The organism is Legionella sp. 16cNR16C, from assembly GCF_021297775.1.
GTDB classification, from domain to species: domain Bacteria; phylum Pseudomonadota; class Gammaproteobacteria; order Legionellales; family Legionellaceae; genus Legionella_C; species Legionella_C quinlivanii_A.
Map to the genome: position 1 here is coordinate 1,210,691 of NZ_JAJTMX010000002.1, position 22,912 is coordinate 1,233,602.

Consider the following 22,912-nt stretch of genomic DNA (forward strand, 5'->3'; position numbering starts at 1 on the left):
TTTTATGGAATCATTAAAGCAACAGGCTGCGAAAGCTGCTCTGGATTTCATCGACGATGATATGATTGTCGGTGTGGGAACTGGCTCAACGGTTAATTTTTTTATTGAGCAGCTTGCTGTCATTAAACATCGTATTGATGCCTGTGTGGCCAGCTCTCTGGGCACACAGCAGCGTCTTCGGGCATTGGGAATTCCCGTTGTCGATCTCAATGTGGCCGGAGAGGTGGCTATCTATATTGATGGCGCTGATGAGGTCACGACCACCCACCAGATGATCAAAGGTGGAGGGGGAGCCTTAACCCGGGAAAAAATCCTGGCGGCAGCATCCAGACAATTTATCTGTATTGTGGATGAGTCTAAACTGGTAAATCGTCTGGGGGTGTTTCCTGTGGCGGTAGAAGTGATTCCAATGGCCCGAAGCATGGTAGCACGAGAATTAGTCAAGTTAGGCGGTGACCCTGAGTATCGCGATGGTTTTGTGACTGATAACGGAAATATTATTCTCGATGTCTATAACTTTGAGATTGAAGATGCGACGGCACTGGAACAAGCCATCAAATTATTACCCGGGGTAGTTGAAAATGGGCTTTTCGCAAGACAGTTGGCTGACAAGGTCATTGTGGCTGCAAAGCAGGGGATCCGAGTGGTGTAATGAATGAGTCCTGGTATCAATTGGGAGAGGGAAAGCTGACTCTTTTTCTTTATATTCAACCCGGCGCTAAAAAAAGTGAAGTCTGCGGTTTGCATGGCCAAAGTCTGAAAATTAAACTCGCCGCCCCCCCTGTTGAGGGCAAGGCCAATAAAGCCTTGATAAAATTTTTGGGCAAATCCCTGAACATCCCGCTCGCGGCGATTTCAATTCGTCATGGGGAGAAATCCAGGATGAAGACGGTGATAATTCAGGGTGGCAGGAAAGAGCATTTGTCATCCCTTGTTGATCAGAAAATTTAAAAAATCCTCTTCTATAGAAACAACTCGAAAATCTGCTACACTGAAAACTTCCTCGGTTGATAATGGATTATCATGAGACTATTTAATTTTCTGTGTTGTTTATTAATTTCTTCAAGCTGTATTGCAGAAACCAAAGAGGTGGCAATCACCATTGATGATTTGCCTCTGGTCGGTTCCAGTATGAATACCCCGGGCAATCAGCAGCGCTCAACCGAGCGATTCCATCGAATTGTTCAGGCTTTAGTGGATAATAAGGTACCTGCAACCGGGTTTATTATCGCAGGTGCTATCGCCAAGGGGCAATGGGAGTTTCTGGAAGAGTTTCGCAATGCCGGATTTATGTTGGGAAATCACACCTATTCGCATTACAACTTAAATAGTATGAACGCGGACAAGTATATTGCCGATCTTGATAAGGCGGATAAAAAGCTTGAGCCGATTATGACCGAACCCAAATATTTCCGCTATCCTTATCTGGCAATGGGAAATAAGAACTCAAAGCCAAAAGTATTAGCCTATCTTCAGGAACATCACTACACCATTGCCCCGGTCACCATCGATAGCAAAGATTTTCAGTTTAATGAGCAGCTTTACAGAGTGCCTTATCGTATGCGGGAAAGTTATGTGAATAAACTAAAACCGCGCTATCTTGCCTATATCTGGAAACAAACCCTGAGAGCAGAAAAGCAGGCAGAGGGTAAACCGGTTAAACAGATTCTGTTGATTCATGCCAATCTGCTTAACAGTTATGCCTTGCCCGATATCATTAAGATGTATCGTGATAATGGGTATCAGTTTATCAGTTTGACAGACGCACTTACAAACCCGGCGAACCAGTTAAATTATGGCACCGAAGAGAAAGATAACAGCGATGAGGAATTGGAAAAAGAGCTGATGCCCTTTTCTTTGGATTGATTGAATGAATACAGATTCGGATTGCTCAATCCGGATCTGTTTCCTGAGAATTGTTTGGCTGCTTTTTCTGCTCCAGCAACTCATCAAAGAGTTTCTGCTTTTCAGGCGACAAGGATGCCCGTCTTAGCTGCAACATCTCGGCGTAAGTTCCCTGCACGCAATCAGGCGTCAGACGATCAATAATTAAAATGCCATTTAAATGATCAATTTCATGCTGAAGCACTCTGGCATAAAAGCCTTCAGCCATTTGCTCATGTGGCCTGCCCTGTTCATCATAATAAGTGACCCGAATTTTATTAAAACGAGGAACCTTGCCTGCCTTGCTGTTCACTGAATAACAGGCTTCGAAATCAGCGGTCTTCTCATCACCCACTGCCTGATAATCAGGATTAATCATAATATGCATGGGATAAGTGACGACATTGTCACGCAATAGAGCAGCACTTTCAGGAATATACAGAGCAATAATCTGTCGCGCATGATTGACCTGCGGTGCCGCCAAACCAACCCCTCCAAGGCTGTAAAGCTTCGATTTCATCGCAGCAATCAGATTAATATCCTCATCAGATAAGGGAAAACTAACCGCCTTGGCGCGAGTGCCAAGCACTGGCTTATAAGCGTCTTCTTCAATGTGAACAATGGTTAATGCCTGAGTGGAAGTGCTGGTCATAAGGGCTCCAAAGAGAAAGATAGCTTTAATCAATAAGGACATGACTGGGTTTTGATTCCGTTTTAGACTGACTATCATAACATTATTTTCTCAATGAGCTACTTTCTTTACTGTATTCTTAATCCGGAGGTGTGCATCCCAAAGCACTTGTCTCTGGAATGCATTTTGAAAAAGCTAACGGCAGCGTGTTATGTTAGCGGGTTGATGAGTGGCGGTGCATTTACTGGATCATCAACTACAGGGGCCTGCTGCTGCTTTTTGTTGAATAAGCCATGAGGATTCTGACCATAACCATTGGGGTTGTCCATTTTGGAAAATGGGGTATGGGCTGCAGAATGCAGTTGATCATACTTTCTAAGATGCGCCGGTTTATAAAGGTGTAGCGCTTCAAGCAGATCGAAAAAGCATCGTTTCACCCAAGCCAGGCTAAACATATCCAAATGTTGTCTGGCTGTAATGATGGTTTTAAAAACAGGACTTTCCACCTCTGATTTTAAATTCTCCAGGCGTTCGGAGATGGGTATTGAAGTGTCATCGGCAATAGTTTCCAGCTTTTTAATTTCAATCTGCTTGGCAGTCAGTGTTTTCTGACTTTCATATAAAGATTTCTGATTTTGCAAAGCACTACTGGCATGGGCAAAATAGAGTTTAAATGCATTAATTGCCGCTTTTACCTGGTCCAGTTGCTGGTATTCAGCAAAATGTTCGTTTTGAAACTGACGAGCTTTATTCATTAACTCTTTACGGATTTTCCTTTTGATATCCTGTTCATTCAAAGCCCGTTCAACAAAATCATTTTTGAACGACATCAAATGCTCTTTCAGCTTTGCCTTATATTCCTGATCAACCATATGCAGGCCCACTTGCCTGTTAATGATCAGTTCCACCCGCTTATCAAAGGTATTTTCCGTATATTGTCGTCTGAAATTGCTATTTTCCTGAACTTGGGAGGTTTGCAGCTGCTCAAGATAGGCTATCTTTTCTTCTGCAGACTTGATTGCTAATTCTGCTGTGGAGAGATTGCCAAGGTAATAACTGTAGGTGCTGCGCACTCTGTCCCTGATATTCGCGAGTTTTACTGCGGTTTTAAGTTCAGAGTTATGAATTAACTGATCAATCAGTTTGTTTTCAGCACTGATTTCTTTAGGTAAAGGCAACTGCTTATGATGTTCTTCCAACAAGGGATAAGCCTCTGCATACGACTGCAAGACACTGGTTTTTGCTTTCTCAATTCCTTTGTTAATTTTATCCAGTGCCGGATTTTCTTCAGTCTCATCCTTAGCGTCTTTATTCTGAGATTGAATAAAGTTCAATTGATTGACCAGATTCAGATAATGATCCATAGCGCCCATTAGCGTCGTGAGCGGCTTCATTTTGCTTTTGATTGGCTCTATCTGGTTTTCCGCTTCGTCCAGTCTTAGGTACGCCGCGTCTTTTCGTTGGACAATGGGCGAAAAATTGTGTACCAGACGCATGTGTTTTTCTGAAACCAGATCTAAAGGCTCAAGCATTCCCTTGTAGAGCTCATCGAGAATTACTTTCATCGGGCCTGTCAGCGTGCCTGGAGCCAGGTTGAGTTTGTCTTCCCATTTATCGGTTTCCAGAAGAATTTTGGCGAAGATGACCGTATTGATTTCTTCAAGATGATCAATAGTAAAGTTATTGGTGGTCTGAGTAAATTCGGCAAGCCTGACGCGCAGTTCCTGGAAGAGCCGGTACATAACCGGTGTTTCCAGCAATAGCCTGAAGTAAGAGTCGGAGTTGGCAATAATTCGCTCAATATGGATAACAACTTTCTTAGTGTTGGTTTGTATGCTTAAAAGCTGGGCCTCAGAAAGATTCGGTTGACCTTCCAGTGCCGACTTAATTTGCGCAGGTACCATGAAAAAGGCCTGCAGTGTGTACCAAATCGCGTTATAACGTACTTCTCCGGGGACTTCCTCTGGGTCGACGTTACTGGCATCTGACAGATAAGGTTCGCTTTGCTCCATCACCACGCGTTTCATATCCTGGGCTTTGGCGAGTAATTCATTGGCCAGCATGGAAAGATGAGGATCTGCTGCCAAGGCTTTGCACAACTCTAAAAGCTCGGAGACATGCCCATAAGCCTGTAAAAGATAGAAAACATATAATAACTTTGTGCTGCTGTTATCCAGTTTCTGCAATTGCTTAATAATTTGTTCTACATGATATAAGGCATTAAACAATTGTTTGATATGAAGAACCTGATGGCTTTGCGCCAGTACTTTGTGCGGATCTTCCAACTCCGGGAAGGGCAGCTTATTGCGTTCCTGAGTACCAAGATGCAATTCTGTTTTCACAGAAATATTTAAAAATTGCGTCAACTTCATTAGAGATTCGCGGAAATCACCAATTTTTTGCGCATAGTAATCATGTTTAAACACGTAGCTTGACCGGTTGCCATAAACCAGATTAGGCAGCACTTTAGCCGGCGCATGACCACGGCTGGCGATAACCGCCATGATTTTTGAAGAAAGGGTTCTTAACTCGTCATGGAGGAAAGGACTGGCTAAAGCTTCTGCAAAATCGGAGCGAACTTCAGTCTGAATGTCTGTTCTCAGCTTTAATTCAGCAATCGGAGCGCCCGCCGGATAACTGATTTTGGCGTCCAGGCGTTCCTTAAGTTTTCCATCGCCCAATTGCTGATATTGCATCAGTTTGCGATCGCAGATTTTATCCATACTTGCGAGCACTTCTTTGAACCAGGCTGCGTTGTTTGAAAAGTCGTTTGTCCTTACTTTTATTATACGTAACTCCTGCTCTGACTCAGGATTCAGATTCTGAATAATTGCCGCATCCAGTTCTTTCATATTTTCCACACTGCGTTTTGCTGCCGTGGCGGCTAAAAAGTAAGGGCGGAATTGATAATAATAGCGGCGAGCATTAAGTTTTTCTTCTGCGGACATGTCGCAGACAAACTCCGTTTTTGCTCCTTGCAGGATATTGGTGAACTGTTCAAAATACAGTTCGGCTTTCTGCAGGTCGTCTTTTCTGAGTGTGTAATAAGCGTGCAAGGACTCTGCTTGCTCAAAGGATAAATTATCCATTTTGCAAATCTGTCTACCATAATCCATCGCCTGGACATCTGCCTCGCGGCTTGCCTGAGGGGATAAATGAATCGCCTTTGCTTCATTAAACAGAACCAAATCCTGTTCAATACTGACAGGATGCAGGAAAATTTCAGCTTTAGCGACGAGCTCTTCCTCCAGGGCCCGGTTTTGATCCATCATATGCTGCTGTGAGGCATTGTCTCTGGCGATACCTTTACCAATGAGCTCTTTGTTACTCCGTACATTGGCAATCCAATCCATATTCTGATAATTGTGAACATAACGGTCATAAAGGGCTTTGAAACCATACAAGGCGGCGCGGCCTTCACCATTAAGTCCATTAACGATCGCATCTTCCAGTTCGGGAGCGGCTTCGAGCACATAGCTTCGGAAGTATACGAAATGCTTTTTTAATAACAGTTTGGTCGAGGGGGGCAGGTCAATTAAACGTTTACCCTGCAACTCCTCGTCTTCAATAATCTGATAAAAGGCTTCAAATGCGGCTTGTGCACGCTCTATTTTGTTTAAGTTTTGCTGAGCTATTTGCTGACGTTCTCTCGGGCCTTGACTTCGCTTATCAAAGGCAGCTGCGGACCCCTCGAGTAATTCAGGGCTGTCAGCAACCACTGGGAAGAACTTCTCAGTTTCTTTAACAAGCCCAAGGTACAGGGATTCTAAACTTTCCTCCAGTCGATTGCCTAATTTGCCATGAACCAATTGGGCTTTAAGCTCAATCTGATCGGCAATACCCAGCAACTGAGGAATAATCTCCTCTTTCATTACCAACAGCTTATGACGAATAAACTGAGGGTTTGAAGCCCCATTTTGCAATAACTCTCGAAGAGTATAAAAAGACTGGCGAGTTAACTTATAAGCCAGTTTAGATGCCGCATCTTTTAGTTCTCTGGGAGCCGCGTAGCTGTCCCATTCCTGTTTAGCTTTTTGAAGAATTGAAAAAGCCTGTTCCAATTGGCTGAGTGTGGATGGGCTTACTGCCAGGGTTTTGATGTTTTCAAAATCCAGGAAAGGAATATGCTCAGAAACCGGGCTGCTTAAATCAGGTAAATCATTTTCGCTGAGAATATCGCTAATCGATTCGCCCGCAGCGGTAACAACCGAATAAGCAAGACCTTTATCAGTCACTTCGTAATAGATAGCCTGGTTTCCGGCATGACCATAATTTAAAGGCTCAGCTGGAATAGCGGCCAAAGCATTGGATAGCGGTTGATCAAGTGGTTTAAGCGTTAACTCGGGAGCAGAAAGACCTGCGCCTAAGTCAAGGTTTGCCGCTAAAGCGTCTGCCAGTTTATCAAAGCCGAGATTACGGTAAGTCAGTTGCTGCTGCAGGCAAAGGGTCTCGGTTTTTCGTAAAGTCTGCTGAAATGCGGCGCTTGAGTCTTTGAAAAAGTCTTTACTAATACTGTTTGGAGCAGGCTTATAGTTGAATAAGCCGGCATTTAAATTATCTACAATATCCTGGTCCAGACGTTCAAACAATTGTCTTGGCAAGGCCTCTGCCATGAACACCATAAAATAGGGCTGGAATTGGTTATAGTATTGTCTGGCGAGCTGTTTATCTGCTTCAGACAGCTCAAGCAGAGAAGCAGCTGGAGAGGCTTCCAGAAGCTGGATAAAATTTTCAAAGGCCGTAGCCGCCCGTTCTACACGGGTGTGTTCGCTTAAATAATAGGCATATAGTTGCTGAGCCTGGGTTGCCTTAAGCCTGCGAGGGGTCGTAATTTGTCGGCAGTAGGCCTCTTTTTTAGGTTTGTAAGCCTGGTATTTTTCTTCTGGAATTCCCAATACTTCCAATTCATTAAAGAGGATAAGATCATTGTTAACTTTTGCCGCAGGATTTAATAAAGTTATTGTTTGTTTCTCAATGCTGTCAATGAGGTTCAAACCTGCATTGTAATGCTCTGTCTGCCTGTTGGACGCGTCTTGCAATGCCTTGGCAAGGTTTTCTTTATTGGCTAATACATGAACAACCCAATCATTGGTCTGATTACCATACACATGATAATCCCAGTGCTTCATCACGCCATAAAAAACAGAGCGGCCTTGTGAGTTAAGTCCATTGACAATGCTGGCTTCCAGGCTGGGATTTATCGCCAGGAGATATGGGCGGAAATAAGCAAATTGTTTTTTCAATAACTCTTTGGTTTCGGCAGACAAATCGATAATTCGTTTGTCTTTAAATTCTTCATCCTCAAGGATTAGATAAAACTCTTCAAGTGCATCCTGTGCCTGGCCAATCATGTTAGAGTTATAATGACAGGCCTCGATTCGCTGGTAAACAGGCGCAATACGGGCTTTCACTGCTGAAGCCGAAACCACATGCAATGGAGGGTTATTGTCCAGAGCAGGATATCGACCGCTAACAACCGGCATGATTTCATTATGGAAGGCATTCAGATTATCAAGCAGTGGTTTTGTGAAGGTTTGCAGTTCTGCTTTTGCATGAATCTCCAGTTCATCGGTTAAGCTTAATAACTGAGGAATGAGTTCTTCTTGCAGCTGCTGCAATTTTTCTTTAACAGATAAATAGTTTTTATGATAGTCGGGGGCAAGACTTGCTTCGAGTAGCTGTATGTACTGATTACAGATTTTGGCCAATAACTGATTGCATGCCGCTTTTTGCTCTGCGCTGAGCGGGTAAGATTTCAGCTGCTCATCCAGATTAAATAAATGGGTAATCTGCTGTTCAAATCGCCCCTTAACCAGAGGGCCTAATGGAAGTGCGGACAAGGTTTTAAGCTTCAGTCGCTCAAGAATGGCCTTTACTGGCTCAGGCATAGTCAAATTATGGGTGTAACCATGGCGCTGGTTATCAAAATACAGTTTGAGTGCCTCAGTTAAACTGTTTGCCTGGATCGTTTTAACAAGAGAATATTGCGCTTCATCGACTACTTCTTTATTTCGTTTAGCATGAGTCAGTCCGGCATATGCCTGCGCCCGTTTTCTGCAGACGGCTGCTGCGTCAGCAAAGCAGATATGCATATCCGATTCATGTTGCTGCAAAAACTCAAAACCGGAGTCGGGAATTGTCAGTTCATCGGAATTCAGCCAGTCGATATTTTCTTTGTCTATAAATTGAATTCTTGGATCAGAGAAAGCGACGCAGAAATAAGGCTGAAAAATGTTGTACCAGTTCCTCAGTTCAGTTTTGGCTTCTACTAAAGCGGACTTCTCTTCCTCAGTATTGCCTGGCAGGGTGCTATAGCGGGCCAGTGAAAGCATAAAGTTTTTATAGGCGGCATTTGCACTCAGCAATCTGTCTTCTATTCCCGCGTAGTATGTCATCAGCGAAAGACACTGTTTTGCATTCAGATTCTCAGGCTTTGATATGACCGTGCCCCATTTATCGTCCGTGTTTATCCCATACGCAGGGGCTGCTTCCTTGCTGATATCCAGCGCTTTTTGCTCATCGAAAGTCAATACCTGGCGGCTCGGGTCAAAGGGGTAGAGTCTCAAATCAGCTTTAGTATAAATGGACTCGATCAGAGCGATATTGGAATGGAGGTGGAAATTCTGTGTATTTAATTCTCGCTCAATTAAACTGCCAATGTTGCCTGCATGGTTGAGCAGATTCGCAATCCAGTCGACGCCTTCATATTTTTTCCACCAGCCATCGTAATATTCTTTAATTGTCTGAAATGTGCTTGTGTCGCCCCCATTCAGCCCATAGACAATCGCGTTAGCCAAATTGACATCGTATTGCTCGACAGAATGCCTGAAACGCATAAAATAGCTGGTCAGAAGCTCTCTCACGGGCAGAGGCAGATCCATTATGCGCATGCCTCGATATTGAGGAGACTGAATGATCCCGTAAAATTTCAGAAACGCTTCCTTCGCATCCTGAGCGGCATACAGTTTTTGTCGGCTATGATCTATTCGTGCTCTCGTTCCCTGAATTCGTAATTCGAGAAGCTTGCTGTCTTCTACAGTAGATAGTTCCGGCGCCTGTTCTGAAAATTTAACGAGCTTGCCAGTGTGTTCAATAATAGCGCTGTAAAGTGCCTTGATTTGCGTGTTTATGGGATCAGATAAAGAGCCTGGTTGTAACAGGAACTGATCTTCTATTTTATCGGCAAGCGCAAAAAGCTGCGGGAGAAGATCATATTTGAGCTTGGATAACTGGGCACAGACTGCTCGCTGAGTGGCCTCATTCATATTCATCGATTGCGCAAGAATACTGGATGTCAAGGTCACGACATTACGCAGGATTTTAATATAATGAATCACCTGCAAGGGTAAAAAGAGTCGATTATCCTGCAGCAGAGTAATTGAATTAAGCATAGCCAGGGCACTGGCCTGTAACGATTCGATCGCTTTTTTATCAAGGCTTTGCATCTCTTGTAAGGTTTCAATGGCCTTGGGATCCAGAGGAACGCCTTTCTCGATAAGCGCTTGCATCAGTTCCTGAGAATGCGATTTAATCTGTTTGGTAAATTCCTGCAGATATTCAGGTAACTTGGCAGATAAATGGGTCAAAAAGTTGTAGTCGGTTTTTCCGCCTTTGGGTTGCAGCTGATCAACTGCTACTCCGGCAACATAACCGGCAGTATAGGCATGATTTCGGGCAAACTGGCTGGCCTGTTCAAGCAGCTTTACCCCTCTTTCCGGTGAGTCGGCATAGTTTTGGATACCCGAAAGCAGTTGTTCTCCCACTGCGAATTCGCGGGAAAACATTTCTACCAAATCAGAGTCAAGGTGAGTTGCCAGATAGCAGGCCGTATAGGCATGATCAATTGTACTATTCAGCAGTTTTTGAATGTCTAACTGGCGTTGCTCCTGTGCTTCAACTATCTGTTGTCTTTCTTTGGCTATTGAAACGATGCCATCTTTTAGCAGTTGCAGGTTTTCAATTTCATGTTCTTCAAGAGCAAAACAAAGGCGATTAATCTCTTCATCGCTAAAAATTTTACTTAATTCTTCAAGAGGAATTTTATCGACAATTAATCGTTGATTACGGGTGTTGATTACATAGTAAATCAGAGGTAATTCACCGGCTTTGAGTAAATTGCTGCCCAGTTTCTTCTTGAATAGCTCAAGCTTGGAAAAGTCTCCTGCTCGCAATGTACTCAGAAATTGGGGCGTTTCTTCTTCACCCAGCATGGTTTTCAATTCATCAGCGCTGAAACTGCCCTCAAACAGTTGTTTAGTTATCGGATGAATAAAGGAATAACGAAGGGTTTTGTTTTCTTCGCCTTCCTCTTTTAAATAAAGCGTATTGGCGCTGAGATCGCCTTCCTGAGGAAATGCTGCAATAGAGAAGCTATCTAAAGGGTTTCGCAAATAAATTTTGCCAGTGACCGGTTTTTTATTTACGTCTACGATGTCAAGGTGATATACCCCTCTGATATTCAAACTTTCCAAATCAAGGAAAGCCTGTTCTCCGTGGTATAGGGCATTAATCAAATCTTTTATCTGTACCACTTCCCGCGGTTCACTGCTGTAATTCAGAACAGTATGCCCTGCCTTGTGGGTGGCATGCATAATCAGCGGTAAGTTCGCCTGCAGATTTTCTATAGTCAGAGGGTCACTCAGAGTGATTCCCAGGTTCAGTGGATCTAGTCTTGCGCTCACTTTCTGTGCCGGGGGGGCAATTACAGTATACTCAATCTTGCCATCCTGGACGGAGAAATAAATTTTTCCAGGTTCAATTAGCATTTGATTGATATCGGCATCCTGCTCAAGCAAAATCGGTAAATAGGATTTAGGGAAAGGAACGCCCACTGTGTACATGTTCGATAAGTAATGGCTGTTTAAACTCTCATTAAATCGAATGGAAACTTTAGGATTATCACCGGCAGGGAAGTCATAGCCTTCAGCCAGCGTCTTGCAGATGAGCTCTCGCTGGGCACGAAGAAACGCCGCCACTTGCTTCTCTTTAAAAGACTCGAGGGTTTTTAGCTGTTTGTCAGTAAATTCCAAGACAGGATTAGAGAATATATCTAAAATGGCTTTTAGCTTATCGAGCACGGCTTCATCTCTATGCAGTATTTATATCCTACATAATATATGTTGAACATTAAGTAAACCTTAAAATGCTTTTTTATTTATATAGGTCAATATAAAAGCTCGATAGAATTTCAAAGAAACTAGTTTATAATTCCTAAACGGTTTTAGAGTGAATACGAAAATGAATCCTGACAAGTTGGCCGAAATTCGCCGTGAATACGGCAATTTGACCTTAGATGAGCGTGTGGAGACAGATCCTTTCGAGCTTTTCCAGCGCTGGTTTGAAGAAGTTTTACAGATAGAAATCAGTGATCCGACTGCGATGGTGTTGTCCACTACGGATGAAAGCGGATTACCTGACTCAAGAGTGGTCCTGTTAAAAGGGCTGGAACAGGATTCTTTTTTATTTTATACCAACTATGACAGCGCGAAAGCGATGCAATTAAATCGTACCCCTTATGCAGCCTTGAATTTTTTCTGGCCGCAGCTAGTGCGCCAGGTCCGTATTCGCGGACGAGTTAAAAGAAATTCCCCCGAACAGTCTGATGAGTATTTTAACAGCCGTCCTCTTGCCAGCCGGATAAGCGCCGTGGTTTCACCACAAAGCGCGGAAATCACTGAACGCATGCAGCTTGAAAAAGCGTTCAATGATTTGCTGGCAAAGCATAGTCAGGAGCCTGTTATCCGTCCTCGCAATTGGGGTGGTTATCTGGTGCTTCCTGATGAGTTTGAGTTCTGGCAGGGGAGAGATAACCGATTACATGATCGTCTGCATTTCAGACAGCAGGAAGGAAACTGGGTTTGCCGACGCTTGGCCCCTTGAAACGATTGCCAACAAGTCTCCCCACTGCGAGAGAGAGCGGGGCCCTTACGCCAAAGACTATGTATCAATACGGCAAATGGTTAAAAAAATAATTGTCAAGATTTTGTAAATTGTGTCTTCCCTCAGGCACACCCAATTTCCCAGGCGTACAATGGAACCATAACTTAAGATTAATTGCTTCACAAACTGGTGCGATAAATGCTTAAGGATTAATGAATACATTTTAGTATGCAAAGGGGTATTGAAATGAAAGATAAAACAACGCTTACGCCTTATTTACGATTACGTTTTAATATTGACCATCCAAGTCTTGAAGAGTGTTATGTTTTTGGTTACGAATGTGCCGCTGCGGAGCTTTCTGAAGAGGAAAACCCCTATGCTGCCGGAACTGAAGAGCATGACCAATGGAGCGAAGGCTGGTGGGCAGGATTTTACGGAGAAGAGCCTTTATTTTCACTGTCTGAGCAGATTGAAGAAGAGGAACTGGAAGCACCGCAGGCTGCTGCCAATGATCAATGGTATCATCATCCTTTTCAGTCAGCGTTTCTGTCAACGTTCTTAAAAATTACCGGGGCCCTGGCAGCGACTGCTGTAGTTGGCTATCAGGTTTTGGATTTGGTGGCTTAATGATTACAAAGAAATAAACCGCCTCTTGTCGACAAAAACAAGAGGCTGTGATGTTATTTAAACAGTTTTAGGACCATGCTTCGCATTCTCTCCAGTTCCGATGGATTAAATTCCTTATAAATTGAACTGCCAATGTTCAGACATACCGTAACTTGCTCGCCCACTCCCTTAAGCAGATCAACACCTGACAGGCGAAGAATTTGAATTTCATCTTTAATATCCTGGGCCCAGGGGTGGAAATAACTCATATCTGAAAATACCGGCAGAAAATAATTTCCGTTTTCAACCATATAAAGCACTTCCGGATTATCCGCTGCTGATTTTTTATCAATTGGAATGATAAAATTGGCTTTAATAAATTCAAGATAGGCCTTATTGGCTTCCTGACTGCTTCCAGACAAAGCCAGAGCTTGCTTCACCGCTGTTTCTAATGCGTTCATGATGACATCATTCTCATATTGAAATGCGCAGAGTATACCAATTTTTTTGCCGTCAGCGGCAAAAGATGGAATTTATTTCCAGTTCAATCGGGTGCACTCGAAATTCAGCCACCGATCTATTTTGTATATAATCCTGTCATTTCCGCGCAGGCGGAAATCCATCAGTGATTTGGCAGAGTGCTCATGAAGTAGATTCCTGCTTACGCTGTAATGGCACAATTTGAACAGAAGTGGGAAGCCTGACTGACGCCGAGCCTTGAGGCGGTTGAAGGGCCTCAAGACTCATACTTTATGATGAAAATTAATGGCAAAAATTTCCGCAAATCAAGGCGTTTTCTGTAGGTCGTTGGCACGTTCTTCCAGAATAGCAACTGCCGGCAAGGTTTTTCCTTCCAGACATTCAAGGAATGCTCCGCCACCTGTGGAAATGTAGGAAATCTGCTGATTTAAATCGTAAAGATCGATAGCTGCCAGCGTATCGCCGCCGCCTGCAACTGAAAAAGCGTCGCTATCTGCCACAGCAATAGCCAGTGCCCGCGTTCCATAGGAAAATTGAGGAAACTCAAAGACGCCTACTGGTCCATTCCATATAATGGTCTGAGCCTTATCAATAATATCCACATAGGTACGAACGGTGTCCGGGCCAATATCCATAACCATATCATCACTGGCAATGTGATGAAGTGATTTATTAAACGCAGGGCAGTTTTCAGTAAAGCTTTTTCCAACCACCACATCAGTAGGCAAGGGCATTTTGCACCCCTTGTCTTTGGCCAGCTGCAGAATTTCCCGCGCCTCGTCCAAAAGCTCATCTTCACAGAGGGATACCCCAATTTCATGACCCTGAGCTTTTAAAAAAGTATTGGCTATTCCGCCGCCTGGAATCAGGTAATCTACCATCGTCACCATTTGTTTGAGCAGACTAAGCTTGGTAGATACTTTCGCTCCGCCTACAATGGCCACGATCGGGTGTTTCGGTGCTTTCAAAACCTGCTGCAAAGCCTCTAACTCACTCACTAATAAAGGACCAGCAGCGGCAAGAGGGGCAAATGCGGCTACACCGACTGTTGATGCCTGAGCGCGATGTGCTGTGCCAAAGGCATCCATAATGAAAATGTCGCATAATGAAGCCAGTTTCTGCGATAAAAACCGGTCATTCTTTTTTTCGCCCACATTGAATCGAACATTTTCGCAAATCACTAATTCGCCGGGTCTGGTATCAATTCCTTCGAGATAGTCGCTGACAAAACGGACTGGATAATCAAGATATCCGGCAAAATAATCGGCCACCGGCTCAAGAGAAAATCGCTTCTCGAAACGCCCTTCTTCCGGGCGGCCCAGATGGGAAAGCACAATAACGGCAGCGCCTGCGTCCAAAGCCTGCTTAATAGTAGGCAGAGAGGCCTGCAGACGTTGGTCGCTGGTAATCATGCCATCCTTAATCGGGACGTTCAAATCCTCGCGAATAAGAACCCGTTTATTCCTGAGATTCAGGTCGCTCATTTTTAAAACATTCATGTTTTTTTGATCTCTTAACGATTCATCATGCACTTGGCAGTATCAAGCATGCGGTTAGAAAAACCCCACTCATTATCATACCAGGCGACTACCTTAACCAGATTACCCATGACTTTGGTCTGTGTCACGTCAAATATTGCAGACGCTGGATGGTGATTGAAGTCGCAGGAGACCAGAGGCTCTTCGTTGATGTGGAGAATATCATTTTTTGCCTGACGCATAATGTCGTTAACTTCACTGACCGATGTTTCCCGGGCAGCAATAAACGTCAGATCGACTACAGAAACATTCAAAGTCGGAACTCGCATTGCAAAGCCGTCCAGTTTGCCAGCCAGTTCAGGTAATACCAGACCTACCGCAGAGGCCGCACCTGTTTTAGTGGGAATTATGGATTGAGTTGCCGAGCGGGCGCGTCTTAAATCAGAATGGCTGCCATCCAGTAACATTTGATCTTTGGTATAGGCATGTACAGTGTTAACCAGACCCTGGGTAATGCCAATACGCTGATGCAGGGGATTGACGACCGGTGCAAGGCAGTTCGTAGTGCAGGAGGCATTGGAAACAATGATATCAGTGGCACGCAGGCTGTGGTGATTTACTCCATAGACAATGGTGGCATCTGCATCTTTACCTGGCGCTGAAATCAGCACTTTCTTGGCGCCAGATGCGATATGCTGCATAGCCTTTTCCCGGGATGTGAATGCACCGGTACATTCCAGCACCACATCGACATCCAGATCGCTCCAGGGTAAAAGAGCAGGATCTCGTTGCGCGAGCACTTTGATCGGCTGGCCATCAACGACCAGTTTATCCCCATCAATAGCAACAGTACTGGCAAAACGGCCATGGGTGGAATCATATCGGGTCAGATGAGCAGTGGTTTCAATGCCTGAGAGGTCATTGATTGCTACTATTTGCAACTCATCCTGACGGCCGTTTTCAAAAAAAGCGCGCAGAATGCAGCGTCCAATGCGGCCATAGCCATTAATTGCGACTCGTATAGTCATAAAACTTCTCCGAAATATACTGACTCAATCAAAGAGCCATTATTACAATCTATTGATTACTTTAATAATATTTTCTACGGTTAGCCCCAGGTACTCATAGGCTTTTGCCGCTGGCGCGGAAACTCCAAAACGCTCAAGACCTATCACGTCGCCGTCAAGTCCGACAAACCGATACCAGTAACCACTGGCCGCAGCCTCAATCGCAATACGCTTGCGTAGATGTCTGGGCAAGACCTGTTCCTGATACGCTTCATCCTGCTGCAAGAAACGTTCGCAGCATGGCATGGAGACCACGCGAATTCGCTTCCCGTTTGCGCCTGCCTGTTTTGCAGCGTCCAAGGCGAGCTGAACTTCCGAGCCGGTAGCCAGGAGAATAATTTCCGGTTCTTCACAATCGCTTAGAATATAAGCGCCTTTGCTGATTAAGGCTGACGCATCGGTCGCGTGAGAAAGTGCCGGCAAATTCTGGCGCGATAACAGAAGAGCGGAGGGGCCGGACTGATGTTGTAAGGCTTCTGCCCAGGCGACCGCCGTTTCCACCAGATCAGCAGGGCGCCAAACCTGCATGCCAGGCGTTAGACGCAGCATGGCGGCATGCTCTACAGGTTGGTGGGTAGGACCGTCTTCGCCAAGACCAATTGAGTCATGGGTTAACACAAAAATAACACGCTGATTCATCAATGCACTTAAACGGATTGCATTTCGAGCATAATCCGTAAACACCAGGAAGGTGCCGCCATAGGGAATAAAGCCGCCATGTAAAGCGATGCCGTTCATTACCGCAGCCATTGCAAATTCACGCACACCATAATATAAGTAGTTTCCTGAAAAGTCCTCTGCAGAAATGGCCTTGCTGCCTGACCAGTCAGTATTATTTGAGCCGGTTAAATCGGCTGAGCCGCCCAGCATTTCAGGTAATTCTTTGGCAAAATGCTCGATGCAATACTGGGAACTTTTACGAGAAGCCATTGTTTTGTTTTCGGCAATGCACTGCTGAATAAAATGCTCTGCATCAGCTGGCCAGTTATCAGGTAAGTCGCCATTAATACGCCTTAAAAACTCCTGATAGTCATCTTTATATTGTTTCTGATAGTTGTTGCAGGCCAGGAGCCATTGTTTTTCATCATGCTGACCCTGCTCAACATGATTCCATTCTGCATAAATCTGATTTGGAATTTCAAATGCCGGGTGAGCCCAGTTCAGTGTTTTACGAACCTGCTCAATTCCAGCCGCACCAAGAGGAGCCCCATGCGACTTTTCACTGCCAGCCACGTGAGACGCAAAGCCGATGGTGGTTTTGCAGATAATAAGGCTGGGTTTTGTCGTTTCTGCCTGGGCTTGTTTAATGGCTGTTTCAATCTCAATAGGATTATGGCCGTCAATTGGGCCGATGACTTGCCAGTGATAGGCCTTGAAACGCATCGCCGTGTCATCGCGAAACCAGTTGTCGACCTTGCCATCAATGGAGATGCCATTGTCATCGTAAAAAACAATCAGTTTGCCTAATTCGAGAGTACCGGCAAGAGAAGAAGCCTCGTGGGATATCCCCTCCATCAGACAGCCGTCGCCAACAAATGCATAGGTAAAATGATTAACCAGCTCCATATTGGGGCGATTAAACTGGCGGGCCATTAATTTTTCAGCAATGGCCATTCCTACCGCATTCGCTAAACCCTGGCCTAAAGGGCCGGTCGTTGTTTCCACACCAGGGGTTTCACCAAATTCCGGATGGCCGGGGGTTTTGGAATGTAACTGGCGAAAATTTTTAAGCTCTTCAATCGGCAGATTGTAGCCGCTTAAATGCAGTAAGGAGTACAAGAGCATCGAGCCATGTCCATTGGACAAGACAAAACGGTCGCGGTCATACCAATGAGGATTCTTGGGATTATGTTTCAGAAATTTCTGCCAGAGCACAGTGGCAATATCAGCCATTCCCAGGGGCATTCCAGGATGTCCAGACTGCGCCTGTTCTACCGCATCAATACTCAAAATTCTTACAGCATTGGCCAAATCACTTGATGAATGCATGTGTTACTTCCCCTATTATCAGGTTGCCTATTGTCGCTCAGAAGCTTTTAATCAGCAAGGTTGCCGAGATTGTTTTATTAGTATTGTATAAAACTTGTTCATTACCAGACTTTTTCTATATTTATTTTACTTTTTGTTTAAAATTTGAGATCATGCTTGTCTCGAATTTAAACCTAAAGGGCATTATGTACGTTGTAATGCGACGATTGCCGCAAGTTGTTCAACTGGAACCGTCAATTACACTGGAAGGCACAAAAATTTGGCAAACCGCGGACTTTTCTAGCAGGCCGCAGGCGTTCTACGAGTCTCTTGTCGAAGAACATCTGGCATTGACACTCGAATACAGCATACTCTGTACGCATCTCGCGCGCGAATTTATGCTGCAGCCAGACTCGCCCGAATTTACAAAACAGCTTGAGGCAGCACTCTTATCTGCCGAATTATTGGAATATCTGTTCCGTAATTATATCAATGTGCCACGCGAGGTGCTCCGCTTAAGAAAAGAGCAGGCTGTTTACCGTTACTACCTGGAAAAACGTGGCTATTATTTCGAGCCTCAGCCTGCCGATCTGGAGTTAAAGGCTGATACCTTCACGCAGAAAATGCGCAATGATACGGCCTGGGTTAATCCGTTTCGACTGATTTTTATCCGCAGCAAGCGTTTGCTCAATGCCCTGGTGCCAGTTCTTAGCCAGATCGATCAATATGCGAAAGCGATGGCCACGGTTGATAAAGTGCTCAATCCGGCATTGGCTTATCTGGGTTGGATATTCTTTGCCCCTCGTCTGTTCTCCAATTTATTCCTTCTTTTCAAGCATTCTGTACCCGCATTCATGACTGAGCAGGAGAAAAATCTCGGTTTCTGGTTTCGTTTTTTAGCGCAATTAAAACGGCGCTATTTCGAGATTGGAAATGATGTGATCTGGTTTACCGCCGGGGTATTGAATTGCTTCGTTTTTGTTGGACCGTTGGCACCCATTGGGGTCTATTTCAGTCTTGCCTGCTTTATTTACGACATAATCTGGGCAGGTATCAGAGCTGGCATTGAAATCCACCGATTTAATCAGTTGAAAGCCAAATACGCTGAAATGGCTGATGAGATTAAGGATGATGATTCAAGATACGAAGAATACCAGGCATTACTTCGCCATCAGAAAATTCTGGACTTTCGCATTGAAATAGAAACCAAGCGCGTACTCACGACGATTGCAACGACTGCGGGCGTTTGCCTTGGCTTCACACTGATGCTGCCATTTTTTATGGCGAACCCCATTATTCCCCTCATTGGCGCAATAATTTTTTTAAGCGCGACTGTGGCTGGCTTTTTGGCTACCCGTTATTTTGAAGAGTTAAGACCTCAGGACCAGCTGCAATTACCAGCAAAAGAAAAGCCGAGTATTACCTCTTCGCCACTCCTGTTTTTTAGTTCGGTTAATAAGAACGAACAGGATGGGAGCTATAACGATACATTTCTTACTCAGCCTGCATTCCAGCTCACATAGCCTGGGCATTGGAGCATTCTTCCGGAAAGTGCTATGCTCTTCTTTTTATTCCTAGAGATCTTGTAATGTCGAAAGTTAAATTACCGTCTTTCAAATCGATTGATCCAGAACATTTTGCAAACGATCTGGGCGACATGCTTCAAAATAATCTGGAGCGCATCAATACGTTATTGCAACAGGAAACCGCTTTTACCTGGGAAAATCTGATTGAGCCGCTTGATGAAATGGAGGATGAACTGGAGCGTTTCTGGTCTCCGCTATCTCATCTGCATGCCGTGGTAAATTCGCCCGAATTACGGGCTTGCTATAAAGATTGTCTGCCCAAACTGTCAGCTTACCAGTCGGCTATAGGCCAAAATCAGGCCTTGTATGAGGCTGTTCGCTCTCTGGACGTCACTCACATGGATGATGTACAGAAAAAACTGCATGAAGATATGCTGCAGGGCTTTGAATTATCCGGTGTGGCTTTGTCTCCTGAGGATAAGCAGGAATTTGAAAACATCCAGGCGAGAGTTTCGGAATTATCCAATCAGTTTGAAAACAATGTGCTCGATGCCGGGCAGGCATTTACAATGCATGTTACCGATGAGGCCAAACTGAAAGGCCTGCCAGAGCATGCCATACTGACGGCAAAAGAGTTGGCCGAGGAAAAGCAATTGCCAGGATGGGTGTTAAATCTTGAATTTCCCTGTTATCTGGCGGTAATTACCTATGCCGACGATAGAGAGTTACGCGAAACCTTTTATCATGCGTTTGTAACCCGTGCGTCCGATCAGGGTCCGACAGCGGGTAAATTTGACAATTCAGCCATTATGCAGGAAATCCTGGCATTGCGTCATAGAGAAGCGCAGTTGTTGGGATTTAAAAATTATGCAGAATTATCAATTGCTACCAAAATGGTGGACTCAACCACTCAGGTCACTGACTTTCTGCTAGATTTAAGCGAACGCGCTCTTGATCAGGCCAGGGCAGAGTTCCAGAATCTGCAAAAATATGCAAGAGAAGAATGGAAAATTGATCCCGTCTCACCCTGGGATATTCCTTACCTGTCTGAAAAACTGAGTCATCGCGATTACAATTTCTCACAGGAGGAATTGCGTCCATTTTTCCCGCAGAATCAGGTGATGAACGGGCTATTTAACATCATCGAACGTCTATACGGTATTCGCCTGCAAGAGGTCAAAAACGCTGAAACCTGGCATCCTGACGTCATTTGCTATGAGTTGCTGGATGAGAAAAATGACTCACGCGGGTTCATGTATGTGGATCTCTATGCCAGACAAAATAAACGTGGGGGTGCCTGGATGGACTCACTGCAAACAAGACGACGCCTGCCCAACGGTGAAATTCAGTTACCTATCGCCACACTGACCTGCAATTTTGCCAAACCCGCTGGAGACAACCCAGGCACTTTATCCCATGACGAAGTGTCTACTTTATTCCATGAGTGCGGTCATTGCCTGCACCATCTACTGACCCAGGTTGATTATTTAAGCGCATCCGGCATTCACGGCGTTGAATGGGATGCTGTTGAATTACCAAGCCAGATTTTTGAAAACTGGTGCTGGGAGAAAGAAGCGCTGGATGAGTTGAGCTGTCATGTTGTGACTGGAGAAAAGCTCTCTGATCAATGGTATGAAAAAATGCTGGCTGCAAAAAATTTCCAATCTGCAATGGGGATGATGCGACAGCTAGAGTTTTCATTGTTTGATTTCAGAATCCACCAGCATTTTGCGAATGAAGCCGATTTTGTTGCCCGAATGCTGAAAGAAGTCCGAAGCATTACCGCAGTAACGCCATCAACACCATACAATCGCTTCCCGCATAGCTTCACCCATATTTTTGCAGGCGGATATGCCGCTGGTTATTACAGCTACAAATGGGCGGAAGTGCTTTCCAGCGACGCCTACTCCCGTTTTGAAGAAGAGGGCATCTTCAACCCAAAAACCGGGCGCGATTTCCTGCGAAGCATATTGGAAGTAGGAGGATCTAAAAAAGCCGCCGACGCCTTTATTTCTTTCCGCGGCCGCCCTGCCACAGTAGACGCCTTACTGCGTCACAATGGCATCAAAAGCTAAGAAAAAAGCCTCCCGCCCGTTGGGGCGGGAAGCTTTTCATCAACAAAGCAGACATTTTTCCCTCCACAGGATCAAAATTCCCAGACTTATGTTATAATAAAAGTTGGGGGGCGACCTGGCTTCGACGCGGGTTGCGAAACCGGAGGTGCATGCCGAGAAGGAGATCTCTCGTAAATAAGACTCAGTAAATATAAATGCAAACGATGAAAACTTTGCTGGTGAAGCTATCGCTGCGTAAGCTTTGATAGTGTAACCCACCGTGTGCTGCCAAAAAACCAGCACCCCGTTCGACCGAGCCTGCTTATCGGTATCGAATCAACGGTCATAAGAGATAAGCTAGCAATCCCGCCCGTCTCGAGCGAGCTTGCGAAATTCAGAGAATCGCTGTGTCTAATCCTGCCTGTCGGAGGAGCCACAGCTAAAACCAATCGACAAGGCTAAGCATGTAGAACTAAAGGCAGAGGATTTGCGGACGCGGGTTCGATTCCCGCCGCCTCCACCATAACCAATTGATTTATTACAATATTTTCTATTTGTTTTCTCAATCGGCACCACTGCGGCACTCACAGCGCATTAGTCAGAAAGGTATAATGACGCTTTTTGATCAAGAAATGCTTTTGTTTTTTCCCAGTAGGGGATAACTTTGCTAATCAGTCGATAGAATTTGTCGCTATGGTTATGTTCTGCGATGTGGCATAGTTCGTGAATAATTACGTAATCAATGCATGTTAATGATGCCTTAATCAGATGGGTGTTAATCGTTATCTTGCCATTGACAGAACAACTACCCCATCGAGTTTTCATCACTCTTAAATGAATGACTGGTCGTTCTTTTACCCAAGGTACTATAGGTAAAAGTAGCTCCAATCTTTGGTTAAAAAGCTCAGAAGCTTTTTGTCTATACCAATCTGTTAATAATTGTTGTCTATGTTTAATCGACCTGGATCCAATTATCTGCAGTTGGCCACGCAATAACTTAACTTGAGGCTTAACTTTGGGTGCATCGATCACCTTAAGTACATATTTCTTCCCCAAATAGTAATGGTTTTCACCGCTTATATATTGTCGATGGGTAATATAATCTTGTTGAGATTTGAATACACGTAATTTGTTATACACCCATTTTGCGCGTTTATTAACAGCCACAATAATTTCGTCATGGGTTGCGGATAAAGGTGCAAAAACAATAACCTGACAATCAGGTTTGACTTTAATTGTGATGCGATGGCCTTCTTGCTTTTTGGGTCGAAGCTCGAAAGGAATTTTATCTATCCCGAATGTAATATAGGATGTGTCTGCAGACATTAATTATCCTTAA

Annotated in this window: 14 protein-coding genes and 1 other RNA gene; 8 read left to right on the top strand and 7 right to left on the bottom strand. The window is 44.5% G+C overall.

Translation table 11 applies throughout. From position 1 onward, the window contains the following. Positions 1-4 precede the first annotated feature (4 nt). From rpiA to LXA66_RS09235, 3 genes are all read left to right on the top strand, one after another. Entirely contained in the window at positions 5-652 is a 648-nt protein-coding gene (gene rpiA / locus LXA66_RS09225; RefSeq protein WP_233012914.1) for a ribose-5-phosphate isomerase RpiA, read from the top strand. Further along, entirely contained in the window at positions 652-951 is a 300-nt protein-coding gene (locus tag LXA66_RS09230; RefSeq protein ID WP_233012915.1) for a DUF167 domain-containing protein, read from the top strand. The genes rpiA and LXA66_RS09230 overlap by 1 nt, the downstream gene beginning before the upstream one ends. Positions 952-1,023: 72 nt before the next feature. Further along, a complete protein-coding gene (locus LXA66_RS09235) occupies positions 1,024-1,866 on the top strand; it encodes a polysaccharide deacetylase family protein (RefSeq protein WP_233012916.1) in 843 nt (280 codons plus the stop codon). A 25-nt stretch (positions 1,867-1,891) separates the two neighbouring features. Here LXA66_RS09235 and LXA66_RS09240 read toward each other — a convergent pair whose 3' ends face one another. Continuing rightward, positions 1,892-2,536, bottom strand: coding sequence for a peptide deformylase (locus LXA66_RS09240; RefSeq protein ID WP_233012917.1), 645 nt, complete (start codon positions 2,534-2,536; stop codon positions 1,892-1,894). A gap of 188 nt (positions 2,537-2,724) precedes the next feature. Beyond that, positions 2,725-11,592, bottom strand: a complete 8,868-nt coding sequence (locus LXA66_RS09245) for a hypothetical protein (protein ID WP_233012918.1) — start codon at positions 11,590-11,592, stop codon at positions 2,725-2,727. Between the two features lie 160 nt (positions 11,593-11,752). Here LXA66_RS09245 and pdxH point away from each other — a divergent pair, with 160 nt between their 5' ends. Further along, entirely contained in the window at positions 11,753-12,394 is a 642-nt protein-coding gene (pdxH, locus tag LXA66_RS09250; RefSeq protein ID WP_233012919.1) for a pyridoxamine 5'-phosphate oxidase, read from the top strand. Between the two features lie 246 nt (positions 12,395-12,640). Beyond that, positions 12,641-13,021, top strand: a complete 381-nt coding sequence (locus LXA66_RS09255) for a transmission trait enhancer LetE (protein WP_112219542.1) — start codon at positions 12,641-12,643, stop codon at positions 13,019-13,021. A gap of 53 nt (positions 13,022-13,074) precedes the next feature. On the opposite strand, the gene LXA66_RS09260 is transcribed toward LXA66_RS09255, so the two are convergent. The 4 genes from LXA66_RS09260 to tkt all read right to left on the bottom strand — a co-directional run bounded on the left by LXA66_RS09260 (position 13,075) and on the right by tkt (position 18,014). Then, a complete protein-coding gene (locus LXA66_RS09260) occupies positions 13,075-13,461 on the bottom strand; it encodes an SseB family protein (protein WP_112219416.1) in 387 nt (128 codons plus the stop codon). Positions 13,462-13,785: 324 nt separating this feature from the next. Next, complete coding sequence (locus tag LXA66_RS09265; RefSeq protein WP_233012920.1) at positions 13,786-14,979, bottom strand: phosphoglycerate kinase; 1,194 nt, start codon at positions 14,977-14,979, stop codon at positions 13,786-13,788. 14 nt (positions 14,980-14,993) lie between these two features. Continuing rightward, entirely contained in the window at positions 14,994-15,986 is a 993-nt protein-coding gene (gene gap, locus LXA66_RS09270) for a type I glyceraldehyde-3-phosphate dehydrogenase (protein WP_233012921.1), read from the bottom strand. A 42-nt stretch (positions 15,987-16,028) separates the two neighbouring features. Beyond that, a complete protein-coding gene (tkt, locus tag LXA66_RS09275; RefSeq protein WP_233012922.1) occupies positions 16,029-18,014 on the bottom strand; it encodes a transketolase in 1,986 nt (661 codons plus the stop codon). A gap of 185 nt (positions 18,015-18,199) precedes the next feature. Between tkt and LXA66_RS09280 the strand changes: the two genes are divergently transcribed. The 3 genes from LXA66_RS09280 (at position 18,200) to ssrA (ending at position 22,096) form a co-directional block, all read left to right on the top strand. Beyond that, positions 18,200-19,516, top strand: coding sequence for a hypothetical protein (locus tag LXA66_RS09280; protein ID WP_233012923.1), 1,317 nt, complete (start codon positions 18,200-18,202; stop codon positions 19,514-19,516). A 65-nt stretch (positions 19,517-19,581) separates the two neighbouring features. Further along, positions 19,582-21,594 carry a M3 family metallopeptidase gene (locus LXA66_RS09285; RefSeq protein ID WP_233012924.1) on the top strand — a complete coding sequence of 671 codons (2,013 nt, stop codon included), beginning with the start codon at positions 19,582-19,584 and terminating at the stop codon, positions 21,592-21,594. 106 nt (positions 21,595-21,700) lie between these two features. Beyond that, positions 21,701-22,096: a transfer-messenger RNA gene (ssrA, locus tag LXA66_RS09290) on the top strand. A gap of 71 nt (positions 22,097-22,167) precedes the next feature. Here ssrA and LXA66_RS09295 read toward each other — a convergent pair. Then, positions 22,168-22,899 (bottom strand): M48 family metallopeptidase, encoded by a 732-nt coding sequence (locus LXA66_RS09295; RefSeq protein ID WP_058523033.1) that lies wholly within the window; start codon positions 22,897-22,899, stop codon positions 22,168-22,170. Positions 22,900-22,912: the final 13 nt, after the last annotated feature.

Excerpts from the sequence above, each read along its gene's own strand:
- rpiA (WP_233012914.1), top strand. The coding sequence starts at position 5 with ATGGAATCATTAAAGCAACAGGCTGCGAAAGCTGCTCTGGATTTCATC.
- LXA66_RS09230 (WP_233012915.1), top strand. The coding sequence starts at position 652 with ATGAATGAGTCCTGGTATCAATTGGGAGAGGGAAAGCTGACTCTTTTT.
- LXA66_RS09235 (WP_233012916.1), top strand. The coding sequence starts at position 1,024 with ATGAGACTATTTAATTTTCTGTGTTGTTTATTAATTTCTTCAAGCTGT.
- LXA66_RS09240 (WP_233012917.1), bottom strand. The coding sequence starts at position 2,536 with ATGACCAGCACTTCCACTCAGGCATTAACCATTGTTCACATTGAAGAA.
- pdxH (WP_233012919.1), top strand. The coding sequence starts at position 11,753 with ATGAATCCTGACAAGTTGGCCGAAATTCGCCGTGAATACGGCAATTTG.
- LXA66_RS09255 (WP_112219542.1), top strand. The coding sequence starts at position 12,641 with ATGAAAGATAAAACAACGCTTACGCCTTATTTACGATTACGTTTTAAT.
- LXA66_RS09260 (WP_112219416.1), bottom strand. The coding sequence starts at position 13,461 with ATGAACGCATTAGAAACAGCGGTGAAGCAAGCTCTGGCTTTGTCTGGA.
- LXA66_RS09265 (WP_233012920.1), bottom strand. The coding sequence starts at position 14,979 with ATGAATGTTTTAAAAATGAGCGACCTGAATCTCAGGAATAAACGGGTT.
- gap (WP_233012921.1), bottom strand. The coding sequence starts at position 15,986 with ATGACTATACGAGTCGCAATTAATGGCTATGGCCGCATTGGACGCTGC.
- tkt (WP_233012922.1), bottom strand. The coding sequence starts at position 18,014 with ATGCATTCATCAAGTGATTTGGCCAATGCTGTAAGAATTTTGAGTATT.
- LXA66_RS09280 (WP_233012923.1), top strand. The coding sequence starts at position 18,200 with ATGTACGTTGTAATGCGACGATTGCCGCAAGTTGTTCAACTGGAACCG.
- LXA66_RS09285 (WP_233012924.1), top strand. The coding sequence starts at position 19,582 with ATGTCGAAAGTTAAATTACCGTCTTTCAAATCGATTGATCCAGAACAT.
- LXA66_RS09295 (WP_058523033.1), bottom strand. The coding sequence starts at position 22,899 with ATGTCTGCAGACACATCCTATATTACATTCGGGATAGATAAAATTCCT.